Source organism: Limnohabitans sp. (assembly GCF_017848645.1).
Classification (GTDB): domain Bacteria; phylum Pseudomonadota; class Gammaproteobacteria; order Burkholderiales; family Burkholderiaceae_C; genus Limnohabitans_A.
The window spans coordinates 1-17,582 of the sequence record NZ_JAFEIF010000079.1 but is presented as its reverse complement, the minus strand read 5'-3'; the positions used below and the strand labels follow the sequence as shown (position 1 = coordinate 17,582).

At 60.1% G+C, this 17,582-nt stretch carries 16 protein-coding genes and 1 riboswitch; of the genes, 13 read left to right on the top strand and 3 right to left on the bottom strand.

Features of this window, described 5'->3' with window-relative positions; genetic code table 11:
- Positions 1-3 precede the first annotated feature (3 nt).
- Positions 4-876 (bottom strand): fumarylacetoacetate hydrolase family protein, encoded by an 873-nt coding sequence (locus tag QZ190_RS17125; RefSeq protein WP_291918859.1) that lies wholly within the window; start codon positions 874-876, stop codon positions 4-6.
- A 281-nt stretch (positions 877-1,157) separates the two neighbouring features.
- Between QZ190_RS17125 and QZ190_RS17120 the strand changes: the two genes are divergently transcribed.
- Positions 1,158-1,862, top strand: a complete 705-nt coding sequence (locus QZ190_RS17120) for a FadR/GntR family transcriptional regulator (RefSeq protein ID WP_291918855.1) — start codon at positions 1,158-1,160, stop codon at positions 1,860-1,862.
- Between the two features lie 28 nt (positions 1,863-1,890).
- Here the strand turns inward: QZ190_RS17120 and QZ190_RS17115 are convergent, their stop codons facing one another.
- Positions 1,891-2,505, bottom strand: a complete 615-nt coding sequence (locus tag QZ190_RS17115) for a glutathione S-transferase N-terminal domain-containing protein (RefSeq protein WP_291918852.1) — start codon at positions 2,503-2,505, stop codon at positions 1,891-1,893.
- Positions 2,506-2,641: 136 nt separating this feature from the next.
- On the opposite strand from QZ190_RS17115, the gene purB reads away from it, so the two are divergent.
- The 3 genes from purB (at position 2,642) to QZ190_RS17100 (ending at position 5,958) form a co-directional block, all read left to right on the top strand.
- The gene (purB, locus tag QZ190_RS17110) at positions 2,642-4,042 is read left to right on the top strand and encodes an adenylosuccinate lyase (protein ID WP_291918850.1); all 1,401 of its coding nucleotides are present in this window, start codon (positions 2,642-2,644) and stop codon (positions 4,040-4,042) included.
- Between the two features lie 183 nt (positions 4,043-4,225).
- Positions 4,226-5,392, top strand: coding sequence for an ATP-binding protein (locus QZ190_RS17105; RefSeq protein WP_291918848.1), 1,167 nt, complete (start codon positions 4,226-4,228; stop codon positions 5,390-5,392).
- 5 nt (positions 5,393-5,397) lie between these two features.
- Entirely contained in the window at positions 5,398-5,958 is a 561-nt protein-coding gene (locus QZ190_RS17100) for a YaeQ family protein (RefSeq protein ID WP_291918847.1), read from the top strand.
- Positions 5,959-6,160: 202 nt separating this feature from the next.
- Here the strand turns inward: QZ190_RS17100 and argC are convergent, their stop codons facing one another.
- Positions 6,161-7,084 (bottom strand): N-acetyl-gamma-glutamyl-phosphate reductase, encoded by a 924-nt coding sequence (gene argC / locus QZ190_RS17095; RefSeq protein WP_291918844.1) that lies wholly within the window; start codon positions 7,082-7,084, stop codon positions 6,161-6,163.
- A 185-nt stretch (positions 7,085-7,269) separates the two neighbouring features.
- Between argC and sucC the strand changes: the two genes are divergently transcribed.
- From sucC to QZ190_RS17050, 9 genes are all read left to right on the top strand, one after another.
- Positions 7,270-8,430: an ADP-forming succinate--CoA ligase subunit beta gene (sucC, locus tag QZ190_RS17090; RefSeq protein ID WP_291918842.1), complete on the top strand. Its 1,161-nt coding sequence runs from the start codon at positions 7,270-7,272 to the stop codon at positions 8,428-8,430.
- A 53-nt stretch (positions 8,431-8,483) separates the two neighbouring features.
- The gene (sucD, locus tag QZ190_RS17085) at positions 8,484-9,380 is read left to right on the top strand and encodes a succinate--CoA ligase subunit alpha (protein WP_090142737.1); all 897 of its coding nucleotides are present in this window, start codon (positions 8,484-8,486) and stop codon (positions 9,378-9,380) included.
- Positions 9,381-9,529: 149 nt separating this feature from the next.
- Positions 9,530-10,240 (top strand): TerC family protein, encoded by a 711-nt coding sequence (locus tag QZ190_RS17080; RefSeq protein WP_291918839.1) that lies wholly within the window; start codon positions 9,530-9,532, stop codon positions 10,238-10,240.
- A gap of 125 nt (positions 10,241-10,365) precedes the next feature.
- Positions 10,366-10,848, top strand: coding sequence for a pilin (locus QZ190_RS17075; protein WP_291918837.1), 483 nt, complete (start codon positions 10,366-10,368; stop codon positions 10,846-10,848).
- Positions 10,849-10,910: 62 nt separating this feature from the next.
- The gene (locus tag QZ190_RS17070; RefSeq protein WP_291918835.1) at positions 10,911-12,377 is read left to right on the top strand and encodes an O-antigen ligase family protein; all 1,467 of its coding nucleotides are present in this window, start codon (positions 10,911-10,913) and stop codon (positions 12,375-12,377) included.
- A complete protein-coding gene (locus QZ190_RS17065) occupies positions 12,301-13,131 on the top strand; it encodes a response regulator (protein WP_346309106.1) in 831 nt (276 codons plus the stop codon). The genes QZ190_RS17070 and QZ190_RS17065 overlap by 77 nt, the downstream gene beginning before the upstream one ends.
- A gap of 24 nt (positions 13,132-13,155) precedes the next feature.
- A riboswitch (S-adenosyl-L-homocysteine riboswitch) is annotated at positions 13,156-13,256 on the top strand.
- Positions 13,257-13,311: 55 nt separating this feature from the next.
- The gene (gene metH, locus QZ190_RS17060) at positions 13,312-16,023 is read left to right on the top strand and encodes a methionine synthase (protein ID WP_291918887.1); all 2,712 of its coding nucleotides are present in this window, start codon (positions 13,312-13,314) and stop codon (positions 16,021-16,023) included.
- 98 nt (positions 16,024-16,121) lie between these two features.
- On the top strand, positions 16,122-16,727 hold the full coding sequence (locus QZ190_RS17055) for a LemA family protein (RefSeq protein ID WP_291918831.1): 606 nt from the start codon (positions 16,122-16,124) through the stop codon (positions 16,725-16,727).
- Positions 16,728-16,738: 11 nt separating this feature from the next.
- The coding region (locus tag QZ190_RS17050) for a TPM domain-containing protein (RefSeq protein ID WP_291918829.1) at positions 16,739-17,582 on the top strand (844 nt) is incomplete at its 3' end.

The window sequence follows — 17,582 nt, the reverse complement described above, 5'->3', positions numbered from 1 at the left end:
GGTTCAAACGAAACGGTTTTCGATCTGACCCACGCCATCGATCTCGACGCGGATCACGTCGCCCTTGGCGATGTAACGTGGCGGATTCAGGCCCATGCCCACGCCGGCAGGCGTGCCTGTGGCGATGATGTCGCCAGGGTAGAGCGTGATGCCGCGCGAGATGGTTTCGATCAGGGTGGGGATGTCAAAAATCATGTTCTCGGTGGGGCCGTCCTGGCGCAACTCACCATTGACCCAGCAGCGCACACGGGTTTTGCGGCCATCCACTTCATCGGCGGTCACGATCCACGGGCCCATGGGGCAGAAAGTGTCAAAGGACTTGCCCATGTCCCACTGCTGGTGGCGCATTTGCACGTCGCGTGCGGTCACGTCGTTCACCACGGTGTAGCCGAACACATGCTTCATGGCGTCGGCCTGGCTGATGTTTTTGCCGCCTTGGCCAATGATCACGGCCAGTTCGGCTTCGTAGTCGATTTGTTCAGACACGGCAGCGCCGGGCAGTTGCACATCGTCGGTCGGGCCGACCACGCACTCGGGCACTTTGGTGAACACGATGGGCCAGGCCTTGGTGTCGGTGTTGCTGTCCTTGAAGACCGAGGCCTGCAGCTCTTTGGCGTGCGCATGGTAGTTGCGGCCCACGCACCAGACGTTGCGGCGCGGCACAGGCAGGGGGGATTCGAGCTTGACCGAGGACACGGCCAGCGCGGTGCCCGCCAAGGCAGGTAGGGATTGCCCGGCCACCAAGGCTTCAATGATGGGCTGTGCGCCGCGTTGGGCTTGTGATTCGCTCAGGGCAAAAGGCGTGACATGCAGGCCGTCGGCCGACACTTGGCCGACATGGCGTTTTCCGTTGTGAACAAATGTGGCAATGCGCAAAATTCTTCTCCAGATGCGGGTGACTGGCTTCAAAGCAAGTTCAGGGAAATTGGTTGGAATTCAACCAATTCAAACCATCATAAGGGACGTGAAAGCCTGGTCAAGACACGTACCGGACAATTTGCATGAGGGTTTTTACCGGGTGATGTGGCGCTTGTATCTGCTGTTTCCCGCTGTAACCGTGACACTTTGTGGGTGCTTGACGCTGCGCACATGGGGGTTGGGTGGTGGCTGCCGGGGGCTTTCAACAGGAGGGTTGAATTGGTATGATTTGGTTTTTCATGCCCCCAACCAACACCGTGGACTCCTCTTACCTCTTTCGCGCCACTTTGCTGGACCAGTTGCACAGCGGCCAGTGGCAGGCCGGCGATCGCCTGCCCACCGAACGCGAGTTTGGCGAGCAACACCAGATCAGCCGCAGCACCGTGCGCAAGGTGCTGGCCGACATGAAGGCCCAAGGCTTGATTGCCCAGACGGTGGGCAGCGGCACTTATGTCACCGACAAGGTGGTGGTCGCCGGCAGTCCCAACAAGGCCAGTGCGGGCAGCTCTCCCGATCCGAGCTGGCACACCAGTCCTGCCGAACTCATGGAGGCGCGCATGGCTCTGGAGCCGGCCATCATCGAGATGGTGATCGGCAACGCCACCACAGCCGATTTTGAGCAGATGGAACACTGCTGCACGCGCGCCGAGGCGGCCACCAGTGTGGAGGAGTTTGAAGTGTGGGATGGCATGTTCCACGAAATCATTGCCCGTGCCGCACACAATGCTTTCGTGGCCCGCTTGTTCAAACTCATGAACCAGGCCCGTGCCCAAGGCGAATGGGGCATGCTGAAAAAGCGCAGCCTCACGCCTGAGCGGCGTTTGGCTTACCAGTCAGAACATCGCGCTTTGCTGCAGGCCATCAAGGCGCGTGACCCGGTGCTGGCCAAGGCCTTGGCCGCTGAGCACCTGATCCATGTGCGGCGCAACTTGTTGAACTACTGAAGCGCCGGCAGCTGGGTGCCCAACGACATCAAGTGGGTGAGGTGTCGATGAAGCTGGGCCGCTGCGCCAATTTGTCGTGCAGTTTGTGCAGGTTCGGGTAAGGCGTGCGCCAGTCGATTTGCGGGAAGCGGAAATCCAGATAGGCCACGGCGCAGCCTACAGCGATGTCGGACAGGCTCAGGTGGATGCCGGAACAAAATGCTTTGTCGCCCAAACCGGAGCTCATGGCCCGCAACGCGTGCTGGATTTTGTCGAACTGGCGATCGATCCAGGCCTGGCTGCGTTGGCTGTCTTCACGGCCGGTCCAGACGGTCTCCATGCGCGCCAGCAAGGCCGCGTCCAGCAGGCCGTCGGCCAAGGCCTCCCAGGTCTTGACTTCGGCGCGCTCACGCCCGGCCGTTGGAATGAGCTTGCCCACAGGCGACAAGGTGTCCAGGTACTCCACGATCACGCGCGAGTCAAACACCGCTTCACCGCCCTCCATCACCAGGCAGGGCACTTTGCCCAAGGGGTTCGACACATGGATTTGGGTCTGAGCCGACCACACGTCCTCGGTGACGAATTGGTAGTCCAGCTTTTTCTCGGCCATGACGATGCGTACCTTGCGGACGTAGGGGCTGGTGACGGAGCCGATGAGTTTCATAGACGTGTGGGCAAAGCAAAAAAGATTCTGGATTCTAGGTGATCCCCATCGGGGTGCCATTGACCATTAGCCAATTGGGTAATGACCTTGGGTGCCAGTGCGAATGGCGCAAGAATGCGGCACTTACAATCCAAGCATGAATTTCACCCCCATTTCCGCCCTGTCGCCGCTGGATGGCCGTTACGCCAGCAAACTCAATGCCTTGCGCCCGCTCATGAGCGAGCAGGGCTACATGCACCGCCGCGTTCAGGTCGAAATTGCCTGGTTCATTGCTTTGTCCGATGTCGGCTTCGCCGAGTTCAAGCCCCTGACGCCGGGTGCACGCACCTATCTGACCGGCTTGGTCAAAAATTTCAGCGAAGCCGATGCCCTGGCCATCAAGGAATTTGAAAAGACCACCAACCACGACGTGAAGGCGGTGGAGTACTGGATCAAATCCAAGTTCCAGGACCGGCCCGAGCTGGAAAAAGCAGCCGAGTTTGTGCACTTTGCCTGCACCAGCGAGGACATCAACAACACCAGCCACGCCTTGCAGCTCAAGGGCGCGCGCGCCCAAGTGATCTTGCCCGGGCTGGACGGCTTGATGGCCAAATTGCGCGAGATGGCGCACAGCTTTGCCGAAGTCCCCATGCTCAGCCGCACCCACGGCCAGACCGCCAGCCCCACCACCGTGGGCAAGGAAATGGCCAACGTGGTGATGCGTCTGAAGGGCTGCCGCGACAAAATCGCAGCCGTTGCGCTCATGGGCAAGATGAACGGTGCTGTGGGCAACTACAACGCCCACCTGTCGGCCTGGCCTGACTTTGACTGGGAAGCCTTTGCACGGAAAGTGGTGGAGACGCCCGAGCTGGGTGAGACGCAGGCGAGCCAATGGGGCTTGGGGCTGACGTTCCAGCCCTACAGCATCCAGATCGAGCCGCACGACTACATGGCCGAGCTGTTTGACGCTGTGGCCCGCAGCAACACCATCTTGATCGACCTCTCGCGTGACATCTGGGGTTATGTGAGTCTGGGTTACTTCAAGCAGCGCTTGAAAGCCGGCGAGATCGGCTCTTCCACCATGCCGCACAAGGTCAACCCGATTGACTTCGAAAACGCCGAAGGCAACCTGGGCTTGGCCAACGCCGTGCTCAAGCACCTGAGCGAGAAGCTGCCCATCAGCCGCTGGCAGCGCGACCTGACCGATTCCACGGTGCTGCGCAACATGGGCGTGGGCCTGGGTTACACCGCGCTGGCCCATGCTTCGCTCATGACCGGTTTGAACAAGCTCGAACTCAACGAAGAAGCCTTGGCCACCGATCTGGACGCCGCCTGGGAAGTGCTGGCCGAGCCGATCCAGACCGTGATGCGCCGCTATGGCGTGCAAGGCGCTTATGAAAAGCTCAAGGAAGTCACACGCGGCAAAACGGTGAGCGCTGCCGACTTGCATGGTTTGATCCTGGGCTTGGAGATTCCGCAAGCCGACAAGGACCGCCTGCTGGCCATGACGCCGGGCAGCTACGTTGGCAAGGCTGCCGAGTTGGCCCGCCGGGTTTGATCGCTGCACGACCAGTCCGATGGGCATGTGCCCTAAGCGGGCTCGGGCTGCGTTGGTTTTGTGGTGCTGTGGCTCGTCAATTCAGCGTGGATGCTGCAGGCCGCCAAGGGGCGGCAAGTCCAAACCTTGCCGGAAAATCTATACAGATTGAAGATCATTTCTTCAATCTGTATAAAATGAACCATGATTGAACGACAACTTGCCCCCACGCTCAGGCGATTGGCCAAGTCGTTTCCTGTGTTGGCCATCACGGGGCCGCGTCAGTCGGGCAAGACCACGCTGGCGCGGCACTTGTTTCCAGACAAGCCCTATGTCTCGCTGGAGGACCCCACGGAGCGGGCCTTCGCTGTCGAGGACCCCCGAGGATTTTTGTCACGGTTTACCCAAGGCGCCATCTTTGATGAAGCGCAGCGCTGGCCCGATCTTTTTTCTTACCTCCAGGGCATGGTGGACGAGGACCGATCGCCGGGGCGGTTCGTGCTCACGGGGTCGCAACAATTTGGCTTGATGGCTGGAGTGACGCAGTCATTGGCAGGGCGTGTGGCCATGTGTCGCTTGCTGCCTTTGTCTGCCGCTGAAATGGCCGGGGTGGGCAACGGGCAAAGTGCCCTGGACGATGTGCTGTGGCGTGGTGCTTATCCTGCGCTGAACATTGGATCGCCCACCGAGCCCGTTGACTGGTTTGCCAGTTACATCACCACCTACCTCGAGCGGGATGTCAGGCAAGTGCTGCAGGTGCAGGACTTGGCCACATTCCAGCGGTTTGTGCGCTTGTGCGCTGGGCGAACAGGACAATTGCTGAACCTGAGTGCTTTGGCCAGTGAGGCGGGCATCACCCACACCACGGCGCGGGCGTGGTTGTCGGTGCTGGAGTCCAGCGATGTGCTTTTTTTACTGACGCCGTATCACCGCAACTTTGGCAAGCGCCTGGTCAAATCGCCCAAACTCTACTTTGTGGACACGGGCTTGGCGTGCTGGTTGTTGGGCATCCGTCATTCTGAGCAACTGAGTCTTCATCCTGCGCGGGGTGCCTTGTTTGAAAACTGGGTGGTCAGCGAATTTCTCAAGCGAAGAACGAACCTAGGGCAAGCGCCTGATTTGCATTTCTGGCGAGACAACAACGGGCTGGAGGCCGACTTGGTCTATGAAACCGGAACCGGTTTGTTGCAAACGGTTGAAATCAAATCCGGTCAAACCCCCACCAGTGACTACGTACGCGCAGGCCAACGTTCTGCCAGCATGGCAGCTGACGAAGCTTGTATCCCTTTGTTGATTTACGGCGGCGACATGTCTGCCCTGCGCAACGGCGTTCAGCTGTTGAGCTGGCGCATGTTGGCCCGCAAAGACTGAAAACCATGGCCCTCAAATCCACCATCTACAAAGCCAACCTGTCGATCGCTGACATCGACCACAGCTATTACGAAGACCACCAGCTCACGCTGGCGCGTCACCCCAGCGAAACCGACGAGCGCATGATGATTCGCCTGCTGGCGCTGGCCATCAATGCCTACAAGCTGCAAGCCGTGTGCAAGGGCGACGGCAAACTGGCTTTTGGCGCGGGCCTGTCGGACCCGGACGATCCAGACGTGAGCCTGCGTGACTTCACCGGTCAGACACGGATGTGGATCGAGGTGGGCCAGCCCGAAGACAAGCCCATCATGAAAGCCTGCCAAAAGGCCGATGAGGTGCTGCTGTACTGCTTCAACCACGCAGCCGAAGTGTGGTGGAAAGGCATCGAAACCAAGCTCACTCGCCTGGACAAACTGCAGGTCTGGCGTGTGCCCACAGAGCGCTCGCAAGAGCTGGCGAAATTGGCCGAGCGCAGCATGCAGCTGCAAGCCACCGTGCAAGAAGGCTCAGTCACCTTCAGCAGCGACAAGGGGAGTGTGCACATCGAGCTGCTGCGCTGGAAATAAGGGGCAACCAACCGCAGCGCACGAAAAAGCCCTCTGAGGGCCCCCTCCAATGAACCTCCCTGATACCAGGGAAACCATCTTGCTTTGTCGTGCTCCCGAAGGGGCCTATCAAGCTGGAGAGAGCCGCCACAGGGCTCTTTCGATGGCTTGAGTATGGGCCGGGCGTCACACCATGTCTGTGCGCGGTTTCACACAACAGGCATCACAAACCCAGCATCAAGGAGATGTTCTGAACCGCAGCACCGCTGGCACCCTTGCCCAGGTTGTCCAAGCGGGCGATCACCACGGCATGGCGGGCCTCTTCGTTGGCAAACACCCGGATCTCCAGCTGGTTGGTGTTGTTCAGGGCGGTGGCGTCCAGCTTGGCATCGGCTGTGGCGGGCAACACGCTCACCCAGCCACCTGCCGCTTGGCCGGCCGCGTAGTGCGCTTGCAAAGCCGCGTTCAGGTCGGCACCGGAGGGCTTTCCCGGCAAGCTGTCCAGGTGCAGGGGCAGTTGCACCAGCATGCCTTGGCGGAAATTGCCGACAGCCGGCACAAACAAGGGGCGGCAAGTCAAACCGGTGTAACGCATGATTTCCGGGATGTGCTTGTGCTTGAGGCCCAAGGCGTAGGCTTCATGCAGGGGTGCGCGTCCGGCTTCGTAGTCTTCGATCATGCTGCGCCCGCCACCGGAGTAACCACTCACTGAAGGCAGACACACCGGGAAATCATGCGGCAGCAGCCCGGCGTCGACCAAAGGCCGCAAGATGGCGATCGCGCCCGTGGCGTAGCAGCCGGGGTTGGCCACCCGCTGGGCCTGGCGCACGGCGCTGGCTTGTTGGGCCGACAGTTCGGGAAATCCGTACACCCAGTCCGGGTGGCAGCGGTAGGCTGTGGAGGCGTCCACAATTTTGGGTTGGTGTCCAGGCAAGGCGTCGATCATGGCGACGGATTCCATCGATGCATCGTCGTGCAGGCACAGCACCACCAAATCGGCTGCCGCCATGAGCGCGCGTTTGGCCTCGGGGTCCTTGCGGCGGGCCGGGTCGATGCTGAGCACCTCAATTTGGGGCATCAGTGCCAGGCGTTCGCGGATTTGCAGACCGGTCGTTCCGGCTTCGCCATCGATGAATATTTTGGCCATGGGTAGTACTTTCTCAGGAAATCGGGTCCTCGGCGTCATGTCGATGTAAGACGCAAGAATCAGGATTGGTGCATTGCAGCATGATACAGTCGCAGGCTGCAGTGTCCAGAGCCTGCTGACGCACCCGGTCAAATCGGGCTGCCTGGCAGACCGGTCGAATTACCACCCCTCTGAGAGAAGCCCTCATGAAGATTCACGAGTACCAAGGCAAGGAAATCTTGCGTCAATTCGGTGTGCCCGTTCCCCGCGGCATCCCGGCATTCACCGTTCAAGAGGCGGTTGAAGCCGCTCAAAAACTGGGTGGCCCGGTTTGGGTGGTCAAAGCCCAGATCCACGCCGGTGGCCGTGGCAAGGGTGGCGGCGTCAAAGTGGCCAAGACCATTGATGACGTGAAACGCATCTCCGGCGAGATCCTGGGCATGCAGCTCAAGACCCACCAGACCGGCCCCGAGGGCCAAAAAGTCCGTCGCCTCTATATTGAAGACGGCGCTGACATCAACAAAGAGTACTACGTGTCCGTGGTCACCGACCGCGCCACACAAAAGATTGCGTTCATCGCGTCCAGCGAAGGCGGCATGGACATCGAGGAAGTGGCGCACAGCACCCCCGAGAAAATCATCACCGAGTTCATCGATCCGCTGACCGGTCTGGGCGATGCCCAAGCCAAGAAGATCGCTGACGCCATCGGCATGCCAGCAGATTCCACCGCCCAAGCTGTGGACATATTCAAGAAGCTGTACCAGTGCTACATGGAAACCGACGCATCGTTGGTGGAAATCAACCCGCTGAACCGCGACAGCAAAGGCAACGTCATGGCCTTGGACGCGAAGTTCAACTTCGATGCCAACGCCTTGTTCCGTCACCCCGAAATCGTGGCTTACCGCGATCTGGACGAAGAAGATCCGGCTGAAGTGGAAGCTTCGAAGTTCGACCTGGCCTACATCAGCCTGGACGGCAACATCGGTTGCCTGGTCAATGGCGCTGGCCTGGCCATGGCCACCATGGACACCATCAAGTTGTTCGGCGGCGAGCCCGCCAACTTCCTGGACGTGGGCGGCGGCGCAACAGCCGAGAAGGTCACCGAAGCCTTCAAGATCATGCTGGCCAACAAGAATGTCAAAGGCATCTTGGTCAACATCTTCGGCGGCATCATGAAGTGCGACACCATCGCCACCGGCGTGATCACCGCTTGCAAGGCCGTGAACCTGTCCGTGCCATTGGTCGTGCGCATGAAGGGCACCAACGACGAGCTGGGCAAGAAAATGCTGGCCGAATCCGGTTTGCCCATCATCTCCGCCGACACCATGGCCGAAGCCGCGACAGCCATCGTCGCAGCCGTTAAGTAATGACTTTGCAGGACGGTGCTGAAAGCGCCGTCCGCAACTGATTAGGAACAAACATGTCCATCTACATCAACAAAGACACCAAAGTCATCACCCAAGGCATCACCGGCAAGACCGGTCAGTTCCACACTGAAAAGTGCCAGGAATACGCGAACGGCAAGAACTGCTTCGTCGCGGGTGTGAACCCCAAGAAGGCTGGCGAGTCCATCTTCAACATCCCGATCTACGCTTCGGTCAAAGAAGCCGCCACACAAACTGGCGCGACCGTGTCCGTGATCTACGTGCCCCCAGCAGGCGCAGCCGCTGCGATCTGGGAAGCTGTGGAAGCCGACCTCGACTTGGCCATTTGTATCACCGAAGGCATTCCAGTGCGTGACATGCTCGAAGTGCGCAACAAGATGAAGGCCAAGGAAGCCGCTGGTGGCAAGCGCACTTTGCTGCTGGGCCCCAACTGCCCCGGTCTGATCACCCCTGATGAAATCAAGATCGGCATCATGCCCGGTCACATCCACCGCAAAGGCCGCATCGGCGTGGTGTCCCGCTCGGGGACTTTGACCTATGAGGCCGTGGCGATGTTGACCGAAGTGGGTCTGGGCCAATCCAGCGCCGTCGGTATCGGTGGCGACCCGATCAACGGTTTGAAGCACATCGACGTGATGAAGGCTTTCAACGACGATCCCGACACCGACGCCGTCATCATGATCGGTGAAATCGGCGGTCCAGACGAAGCCGAAGCCGCCATGTGGTGCAAGGCCAACATGAAGAAGCCTGTCGTGGGTTTCATCGCCGGTGTGACTGCCCCTCCCGGCAAGCGCATGGGCCATGCAGGTGCTTTGATTTCCGGTGGTGCCGACACAGCGGACGCCAAGCTGGCCATCATGGAAGAGTGCGGCTTCATCGTCACACGCAATCCGTCTGAATTGGGCAAATTGCTCAAGGCTCAGTTGAAGTAAACAGCGCATTTCGCGCAGGTGACAAGACCCAGCCCTGATCAGGGCTGTGGTTTGCCACAATACAAAAGCCGGGTTTTCCGAGGGAAAATCCGGCTTTCTTTTTGCAAATCGAATAAAAGGGCCCGCTCCGGCGGGTGAAAGGCAACCCCGTGGAACAATTTTTGACCCCTGCTTTCTGGTTCGCCGTTGGCCAGATCATCATGATCGACATCTTGCTGGGCGGTGACAACGCCGTGGTGATTGCGCTGGCCTGCCGCCAGTTGCCGGACCACCAACGCACCAAAGGCATCATGTGGGGCACGGCCGGTGCCATCGTGCTGCGCGTCATCCTGATCTTTTTCGCGCTCACTTTGCTGGCCATCCCCTTCCTCAAGTTTGTGGGCGCCCTCTTGCTCATCTGGATCGGCGTGAAACTCCTCACCCCCGATGAAGAAGACGACCACAGCAACATCCAGGGCAGCGACAAGCTCTGGGGCGCGGTCAAAACCGTGATCATTGCTGACTTGGTCATGAGCGTGGACAACGTCATCGCCATCGCCGGTGCAGCCCAGACTTCAGGCAACGCCGACCACCAGATGCCTCTGGTCATCTTCGGTCTGCTGGTCAGCATCCCGATCATCGTCTGGGGCAGCCAGCTGGTGCTCAAACTCATGGACCGTTTCCCGATGATCATCACCGCGGGCGGCATGCTGCTGGGCTGGATCGCGGGCACCATGATGCAAACGGATCCCGGTCTGGTCGCTTACTTGCCGCAAGACAAGGTGTGGGGCTATGCCATGGGCTTGGCCGGTGCCTTGCTGGTGCTGGCTTTGGGCAAGATCATCCTGGCGCGCCGTCCGGCTTCGCAAGAAGCGGCCTGAGGCGCGAGCGGCCACCGCCCGGCATGGGCTTGGTGGCCGCCTCCTTGAGCATGGCCTCTTTCAGCACTGGAGTTCGGGTCACGTATGGATTACCATCGTCACCCATTTATCAGGGAGGACATGCCATGCAAAAAAGGCAACAAGGTTTGACATTGATCGAGCTGATGATCGTCATTGCGATCATCGGCATCTTGGGCGCTTTGGCCCTGCCGGCTTACCAGGATTACAGCATTCGGGCGAGGGTTTCCGAGATGCTGTTGGCCGCAGGCGGTTGCAAAACCGCCGTCAACGAGGCCATCACCTCCGCGTCGCAGGCCGATGTTTCGGCCTCATTGCCCCAAGTCTGTGATAACCAGACCAGCAAATACGTCAGTCGCATCAGCGCCGATGCCAATGGCGTGATCACCGTGGTCGGCAACCACGAAGCCCTGCGCGGCAACACCAGCGCCTCGGCCAACAGCCTCAGCCTGACCCCGATCCAGACCGGCAGCAACGCAGTCAACGGCAGCACCGACGGCGGCAAACCCATCGCCAGCTGGCGCTGCGGCCCGGCCGCCACCAATGGTTTGCCACTCAAGTACTTGCCCGCTTCGTGCAAGGCATCTTGATTCTTTTGATCTCACTTGAACGCCCGGCTCGAGCTGGGCGTTTGTTTGTGGACTGAGTTCACATGCCAGAATTTCGGTCAACAACGCAGGGCACTGGCCGCATCCAGCATGTATGGCTGGTGTTGTTGTTGGCATGGCCCTGGGTGCAGCCTTTTTCCAGCACCCCCTTGCCGAATGTGTGGCCGTGGTTGACCAGCTGGACGTGCCTGGCATTGGCTTTGTTGCTGTGGCAGCGCCTGAGCTTGACCATCCTTGTTCAAGGCTGGGCAGTTGCTGCTTTGCTCAGCAGCGCCATGGGCCTGGTGCAGTTTTTTGGTCAGGCTGAGTTTTTTGCGCCGGCTTTGCATGTGCCCGCCTATCTGGGTGATGCCATGGGCAATTTGCGCCAGCGCAACCAGTTGGCGAGTTTGCTGGCCATGGGCATCCTGGCGGTCTTGCTCTGGCGTGCCTTGGCGCTGTCCATGGCCCATACCCTTTGGATGCTGGCCTTGTTGGCCATGGGCATGGCTGCAACAGCGTCACGCACAGGTTTGCTCCAGCTGGTGTTCATCGCTGTGTGGATGCTGCTGCACCGCGCAGCCCCCAAAGGACGCGAGGCTTTGGTGCTCACCGGGCTGGTGCTGGGCGTGTATGCCCTGGCGTCCTGGTTATTGCCGGGGTTGCTGCAGCACCTGAGTGGCCAGGCCACGGACAGCGCCATGGCGCGCATGGGTGCCTTGGGCGGCTGCGGCAGCCGCCAGGCGCTCTGGGCCAATGTGCTGCACTTGGTGGCCCAGCATCCGCTTGGCGGCTGGGGCTGGGACCAGCTGCGCTACGCGCACTACATCACCGAATACCCCTCTCTGCGTTTTTGTGACATGTTGGGCAATGCCCACAACCTGCCCTTGCACATCGCGTTTGTTTGGGGTGTGCCCGTGGCCGTGTTGGCGAGCCTGGGTGTGTTGGTGTGGGTGGTTCGCGCCAGGCCGTGGCATCACCAGGGGGCCGGGCCACAGCTGGCTTGGGGCGTGCTCTGTATTCTGGCCTTGCACAGTTTGCTCGAGTACCCGCTGTGGTACGGACCCTTTCAGGTGGCGCTGTTGCTGTGCCTGTGGCTCATGCGGGGGCGGGTTTGGCAATTTTTGCAAGTGCCGACCCGTGCGATGGGGTTGGCCCTGGTGTTGTTGGGCATTTTGGGCTTTGTGGCCTACGACCATGCGCAAGTGCGGCAAATTTACTTGCCCGCAGCGCAGCGCTCCAGCGTCTGGCGTGACCCCGCGCTGCAAGTGGCGCAACGCGCCTGGCTGTTCCGGGGCACGGCCGTGTTCGCGCAGGTCACGACCACGCCGGTCAACGAAGGCAATGCCCGCGCCATGCTGGAGGCCAGTTTGGAGGCCATGCGCACCTCGCCCGAGCCGCGTGTGATCGAAAAGCTGCTGGACAGTGCAAAGCTGCTGGGTGAAGACGCGCTGTATGAAGCGCACAAAAAGCATTTTCAGCGGGTGTACCCACAAGCCTACCTGGCTTGGGCGTACCATCGGCAACCTTGAACAAACGGGCAGCACATGGCAAATTTTTCAGAAATTACCCAATTGGGTAATTACACAAACCGGCATATTTGATAAATTAGTTGCTAAATTCGATATTGCCACTTTTATGAAAAAACGCCTTGGACATATTTTTCTGGTCGACGACAACCATGATATGCGCTTTTATTTGAGCGACATGTTGATCATGCTTGGTTACACGGTGGACACCTTTGACAACGCCAGCGCATTTCTTGAGAAATCGATGGACATATCGCCCGCTGTGGTTTTGCTGGACATGCGCATGCCTGGGCTGAACGGGCTGGAGTTGCAAGCCAAGCTGGACGCCTTGGGCCGCAAAACCCCCATCATTTTCATCAGTGGTGAAAGTGACAAGGACGAAATCATCGAGGCCTTCCGACTCGGCGCGGTCGACTTTCTGCTCAAACCCTTCAACCGTGAAAAGCTGTGCCAAGTGGTGGACAAAGCCCTTGAAATCGACCGACAGCGCAATCAGGAGTTCGTCAACACCGACGCCCTGAGGCGCTCATTTGCCACACTGTCCACCCGCGAGCAGGAAATTTTCATGCTCATCGTGCAGGGTTTGACCAACAAAGGGATCGCCGAAGTCACTGGCATCCAGCCGGGCACGGCCAAGAAACACCGCGCCACCATCTACCAAAAGTTCGAAGTCAACACGAGTGCAGAACTCATCAGCCATTGCAAGGGTGTCGACTTGAGCAAACTCACGCAAGTGGAATCTGTGCAGCAGCCGTGATCCGTCACGGTTAAAATTGTGCTCTTTCCCAAGGAGCGTTGCAGCCCGCCGCCTTTCAGGCGCAGCAGGTCAGGCTTGGGGCCGTTCAATGTCTGAATGATCTTGCACAACGACGCTCACCTGATATTCCAAGGTGAGCCCGTGTCTGTTGTCGCGTCTTCCATCGTGTCTGTTCCTCCCATGAAGCTGTCCGGTCTGGAGCCTGTCTCCATCGGCACCGCTTCGCTGTTCGTCAACGTGGGCGAGCGCACCAACGTGACCGGCTCCAAGGCTTTTGCCCGCATGATTTTGAACGGCGAGTACGAGCAGGCCTTGGCCGTTGCGCGTCAGCAGGTCGAAAACGGCGCCCAGGTCATCGACGTGAACATGGACGAGGCCATGCTCGACAGCCAGGCGGCCATGGTGCGGTTTTTGAACCTGATGGCCGGTGAGCCCGACATCGCCCGTGTGCCGGTGATGGTGGATTCGAGCAAATGGACCGTGATCGAAGCCGGTTTGCGCTGCATCCAGGGCAAAGGCATCGTCAACTCGATCAGCATGAAAGAGGGCTTGGACGAGTTCAAACGCCAGGCCAAGCTGGTCAAACGTTACGGCGCGGCCGCTGTGGTCATGGCGTTTGATGAAAAAGGTCAGGCTGACACCTACGAACGCAAGATCGAAATTTGCGAACGCGCTTACCGCGTGCTGGTGGACGAGGTGGGCTTTCCGCCCGAAGACATCATTTTTGACCCGAACATTTTTGCGATTGCCACCGGCATCGAAGAGCACAACAACTACGCGGTGGACTTCATCGAAGCCACGCGCTGGATCAAGCAGAACCTGCCGGGCGCCAAGGTCAGCGGTGGTGTGTCGAACGTGAGCTTTTCGTTCCGCGGCAACGACCCGGTGCGAGAAGCGATACACACCGTGTTCCTGTACCACGCGATCCAAGCGGGCATGGACATGGGCATCGTGAACGCGGGCATGGTCGGTGTGTACGACGACCTGGAGCCCACGCTGCGCGAACGCGTGGAAGACGTGGTGCTCAATCGCCGCCCTGATGCGGGCGAGCGTTTGATCGAAGTGGCGGACAGCGCCAAAGGTGCGGCCAAAGACGAGAGCACCAAGCTCGCTTGGCGCGGGACGGTTGACGCGCCCGTGGGCGTGGCGCAGCGTTTGTCACATTCTTTGGTGCATGGCATCACCGACTTCATCAGTGATGACACCGAAGAGGCCTACCGCGAGATTTTGGCCAAGGGCGGTCGCCCACTGCATGTGATCGAAGGCCCGCTGATGGACGGGATGAACGTGGTCGGTGACCTGTTTGGCCAAGGCAAAATGTTTTTGCCGCAAGTGGTGAAAAGCGCACGCGTGATGAAGCAAGCCGTGGCGCATTTGCTGCCCTACATCGAAGCTGAAAAACTCGCGCAAGAAGCGGCTGGTGAAGACGTGAAAGCCAAAGGCAAGATCGTGATCGCCACCGTCAAGGGCGATGTGCACGACATCGGCAAGAACATCGTCACCGTGGTCTTGCAGTGCAACAACTTTGAGGTGGTCAACATGGGCGTGATGGTGCCCTGCCACGAAATTTTGGCCAAGGCGAAGGAAGAAAAAGCCGACATCATCGGCCTGTCGGGCCTGATCACGCCCAGCCTCGAAGAGATGCAGTACGTGGCCAGTGAGATGGAAAAAGACCCCTACTTCCGCGACCGCCAAATGCCGCTCTTGATCGGCGGCGCGACCTGCAGCCGCGTGCACACGGCTGTGAAAATCGCGCCCAACTACTCAGGCCCCGTGGTCTATGTGCCCGACGCTTCGCGCAGCGTGGGCGTGGCGCAAGGTTTGCTGTCCGAGCAAGCGGCCAAGTTCATTGCCGACTTGAACACCGACTACGACAAGGTGCGCGAGCAGCACGCCAACAAAAAACAAACCCCGTTGTGGACGCTGGCGCAGGCCCGCGCCAACAAGACACCCATCGACTGGACGCAAGGTGTGCCCGCCGCGCCCAAATTCATTGGCCGGCGCGTGTTCAAGAACTACGACCTGGCCGAGATTGCGCAATACATCGACTGGGGCCCCTTCTTCCAGACCTGGGACTTGGCTGGGCCTTTCCCTGCGATCCTCGACGACGAGGTGGTGGGTGAGCAGGCCCGCAAGGTCTATGCAGACGGCCAAGCCATGCTGCAAAAAATCATCGACGGCCGCTGGGTCACGGCCAACGCGGTGCTGGGCCTGTACCCCGCCAACAGCGTGAATGACGACGACATCGCGCTCTACACCGATGCATCGCGCAGCCAAGTGGCCATGACCTGGCGCGGCCTGCGGCAGCAGACCGAGAAACACATGATCGATGGTGTCATGCGCCCCAGCCGTTGCCTGGCCGATTTCGTCGCGCCTCAAGGTACCGCGCCCGACCACGTCGGGGTCTTCGCTGTCACCGCAGGCATTGGCGCCGACAAACGTGCCGCCGCTTTTGAAGCCGCGCACGACGACTACAGCGCCATCATGCTCAAGTCACTGGCCGACCGACTGGCCGAAGCGCTGGCCGAATGCCTGCACAAGAAAGTGCGAACCGACCTGTGGGGTTACGCCGCTGGCGAGGCGCTGAGCAACGAAGAGTTGATCGCTGAAAAATACCAGGGCATCCGTCCCGCACCCGGTTACCCCGCCTGCCCTGACCACAGCGCCAAACAAGCCATGTTTGACTTGCTGCAATGTGAGGACATCGGCATGGGCCTGACCGAGAGCCTGGCCATGACGCCCGCAGCCAGCGTGAGCGGTTTCTACATCGCCCACCCCGAGGCGCAGTACTTCAGCGTGGGCAAAGTGGGCGACGACCAGGTGCAGGACTTGGCCCAGCGCAGCGGGGTTGAAGCCAAAGCCCTGCAGCGCCTGCTGGCCCCAAACCTCTGAAACCTTTGGAAACTGCCCAAACCTGTGCTTATCGCACAGGCCGCAGAAGGTGGATGCGTTAAGCTTTTCCCTTGTTGTCAAACATGGAGAGATGCCTCATGAACCGATTTGCCACCCGAGCCAGCGCCTGGCTCGTTGCACTGACCATGGCCTTGGGCTTGACCGGCTGCGGTTACAACGATTTCCAGCGGCTGGACGAGCAGACCACTTCAGCCTGGTCCGAGGTGCTCAACCAGTACCAGCGCCGAGCCGATCTGGTGCCCAACATCGTGGCCACCGTCAAGGGCGAGGCCAATTTCGAGCAGGAAACCCTCACGAAGGTGATTGAAGCGCGGGCCAAAGCCACGAGTTTCCAGATCACCCCCGAGGTGCTGACCAACCCGGAGGCTTTGCAGCAGTTCCAGGCCATGCAGGGGCAACTGTCCAGCGCCTTGTCGCGCCTGATGGTGGTGTCTGAGCAGTATCCCAACCTCAAGGCCAACCAGGGTTTTGCCGATTTGCGCGTGCAGCTCGAAGGCACCGAAAACCGCATCACCGTGGCGCGCAACCGCTACATCGCTGCCGTGAAAGATTACAACGTGTTGGCCCGCAGCTTTCCCACCAACTTGACGGCCAAGCTGTTCGGCTACGCGCCCAAGGCCAACTTCACTGTGGCCAACGAAGCGGTCATCAGCGCGCCGCCCAAGGTGGACTTCGGCAAGTGACCCAACCTCGCATGCCCCAACCTGGGCCGATGGGCGGGGTCAGCGCTCAGGCCCTGGCCAAAGGCTTGACCCGGCTGCTGTTGGCCGTGTTGGCGTGGGTCATCTTGAGCCTGTCGCCCGCATGGGCCCAAGCACTCGTGCCCGTGCCACCCCTGACCGCTCGGGTCATGGACCAGACCGGCACCTTGGCCGCCGCCGATGTGGCGGCTCTAGAGCAGCAACTCCAAACCTTTGAGCAGCAGCGCGGCACCCAGATCGTGGTGCTGGTGCTGCCCAGCACCGCACCCGAGGACATCGCCGACTTCACGCAACGTCTGGGCGACGCCTGGAAGATTGGTCGGCGCGAGGTGGGCGATGGATTGTTGCTGGTGGTGGCCTTGAACGACCGCCGTTTGCGCATAGCGCCAGCCAAGTCGCTGGAAGGCGCGGTGCCCGACTTGGCGGCCCGACGCATCATCGACCAGGTGATTGCGCCCGCATTTCGCCAGGGCGATGTGGCAGGGGGGCTGCGTGCCGGACTCAGCCACTTGCAAGCGCGCATTGAGGGCGAGGCCTTGCCCCTGCCCGAAGCAGGCGCACAAGGCGGCAAAAGCTCTGGGGCTGCCGAAGTCGATTGGCTGAACCTGGCTGTTTTATTGCTGGTGGTTTTGCCTTCGGTGGCGGGCGTGTTGCGCCGGGTGCTGGGGCAGCGTTGGGGCTCATTGGGGACTGGGGGCGTGGTCGGTGTTTTGGTATGGAGCATGACCGGTCTGATTTGGCTGGCGGGCATCGCCGCCATGCTGGGCCTGATGTCGGCGCTGTTCATGCAGGCCTTGCTCAGTGCCGCAGTGCGGCGCAGCCAGGGCAGCCGTGGGC

Bases quoted from the DNA above. Each gene is read 5' to 3' on its own strand.
- QZ190_RS17065 (WP_346309106.1), top strand. From the start codon at position 12,301: ATGAAGCGCACAAAAAGCATTTTCAGCGGGTGTACCCACAAGCCTACC.
- QZ190_RS17115 (WP_291918852.1), bottom strand. From the start codon at position 2,505: ATGAAACTCATCGGCTCCGTCACCAGCCCCTACGTCCGCAAGGTACGC.
- QZ190_RS17100 (WP_291918847.1), top strand. From the start codon at position 5,398: ATGGCCCTCAAATCCACCATCTACAAAGCCAACCTGTCGATCGCTGAC.
- argC (WP_291918844.1), bottom strand. From the start codon at position 7,084: ATGGCCAAAATATTCATCGATGGCGAAGCCGGAACGACCGGTCTGCAA.
- sucD (WP_090142737.1), top strand. From the start codon at position 8,484: ATGTCCATCTACATCAACAAAGACACCAAAGTCATCACCCAAGGCATC.
- QZ190_RS17075 (WP_291918837.1), top strand. From the start codon at position 10,366: ATGCAAAAAAGGCAACAAGGTTTGACATTGATCGAGCTGATGATCGTC.
- sucC (WP_291918842.1), top strand. From the start codon at position 7,270: ATGAAGATTCACGAGTACCAAGGCAAGGAAATCTTGCGTCAATTCGGT.
- purB (WP_291918850.1), top strand. From the start codon at position 2,642: ATGAATTTCACCCCCATTTCCGCCCTGTCGCCGCTGGATGGCCGTTAC.
- QZ190_RS17105 (WP_291918848.1), top strand. From the start codon at position 4,226: ATGATTGAACGACAACTTGCCCCCACGCTCAGGCGATTGGCCAAGTCG.
- QZ190_RS17120 (WP_291918855.1), top strand. From the start codon at position 1,158: ATGCCCCCAACCAACACCGTGGACTCCTCTTACCTCTTTCGCGCCACT.
- metH (WP_291918887.1), top strand. From the start codon at position 13,312: ATGAAGCTGTCCGGTCTGGAGCCTGTCTCCATCGGCACCGCTTCGCTG.
- QZ190_RS17070 (WP_291918835.1), top strand. From the start codon at position 10,911: ATGCCAGAATTTCGGTCAACAACGCAGGGCACTGGCCGCATCCAGCAT.
- QZ190_RS17055 (WP_291918831.1), top strand. From the start codon at position 16,122: ATGAACCGATTTGCCACCCGAGCCAGCGCCTGGCTCGTTGCACTGACC.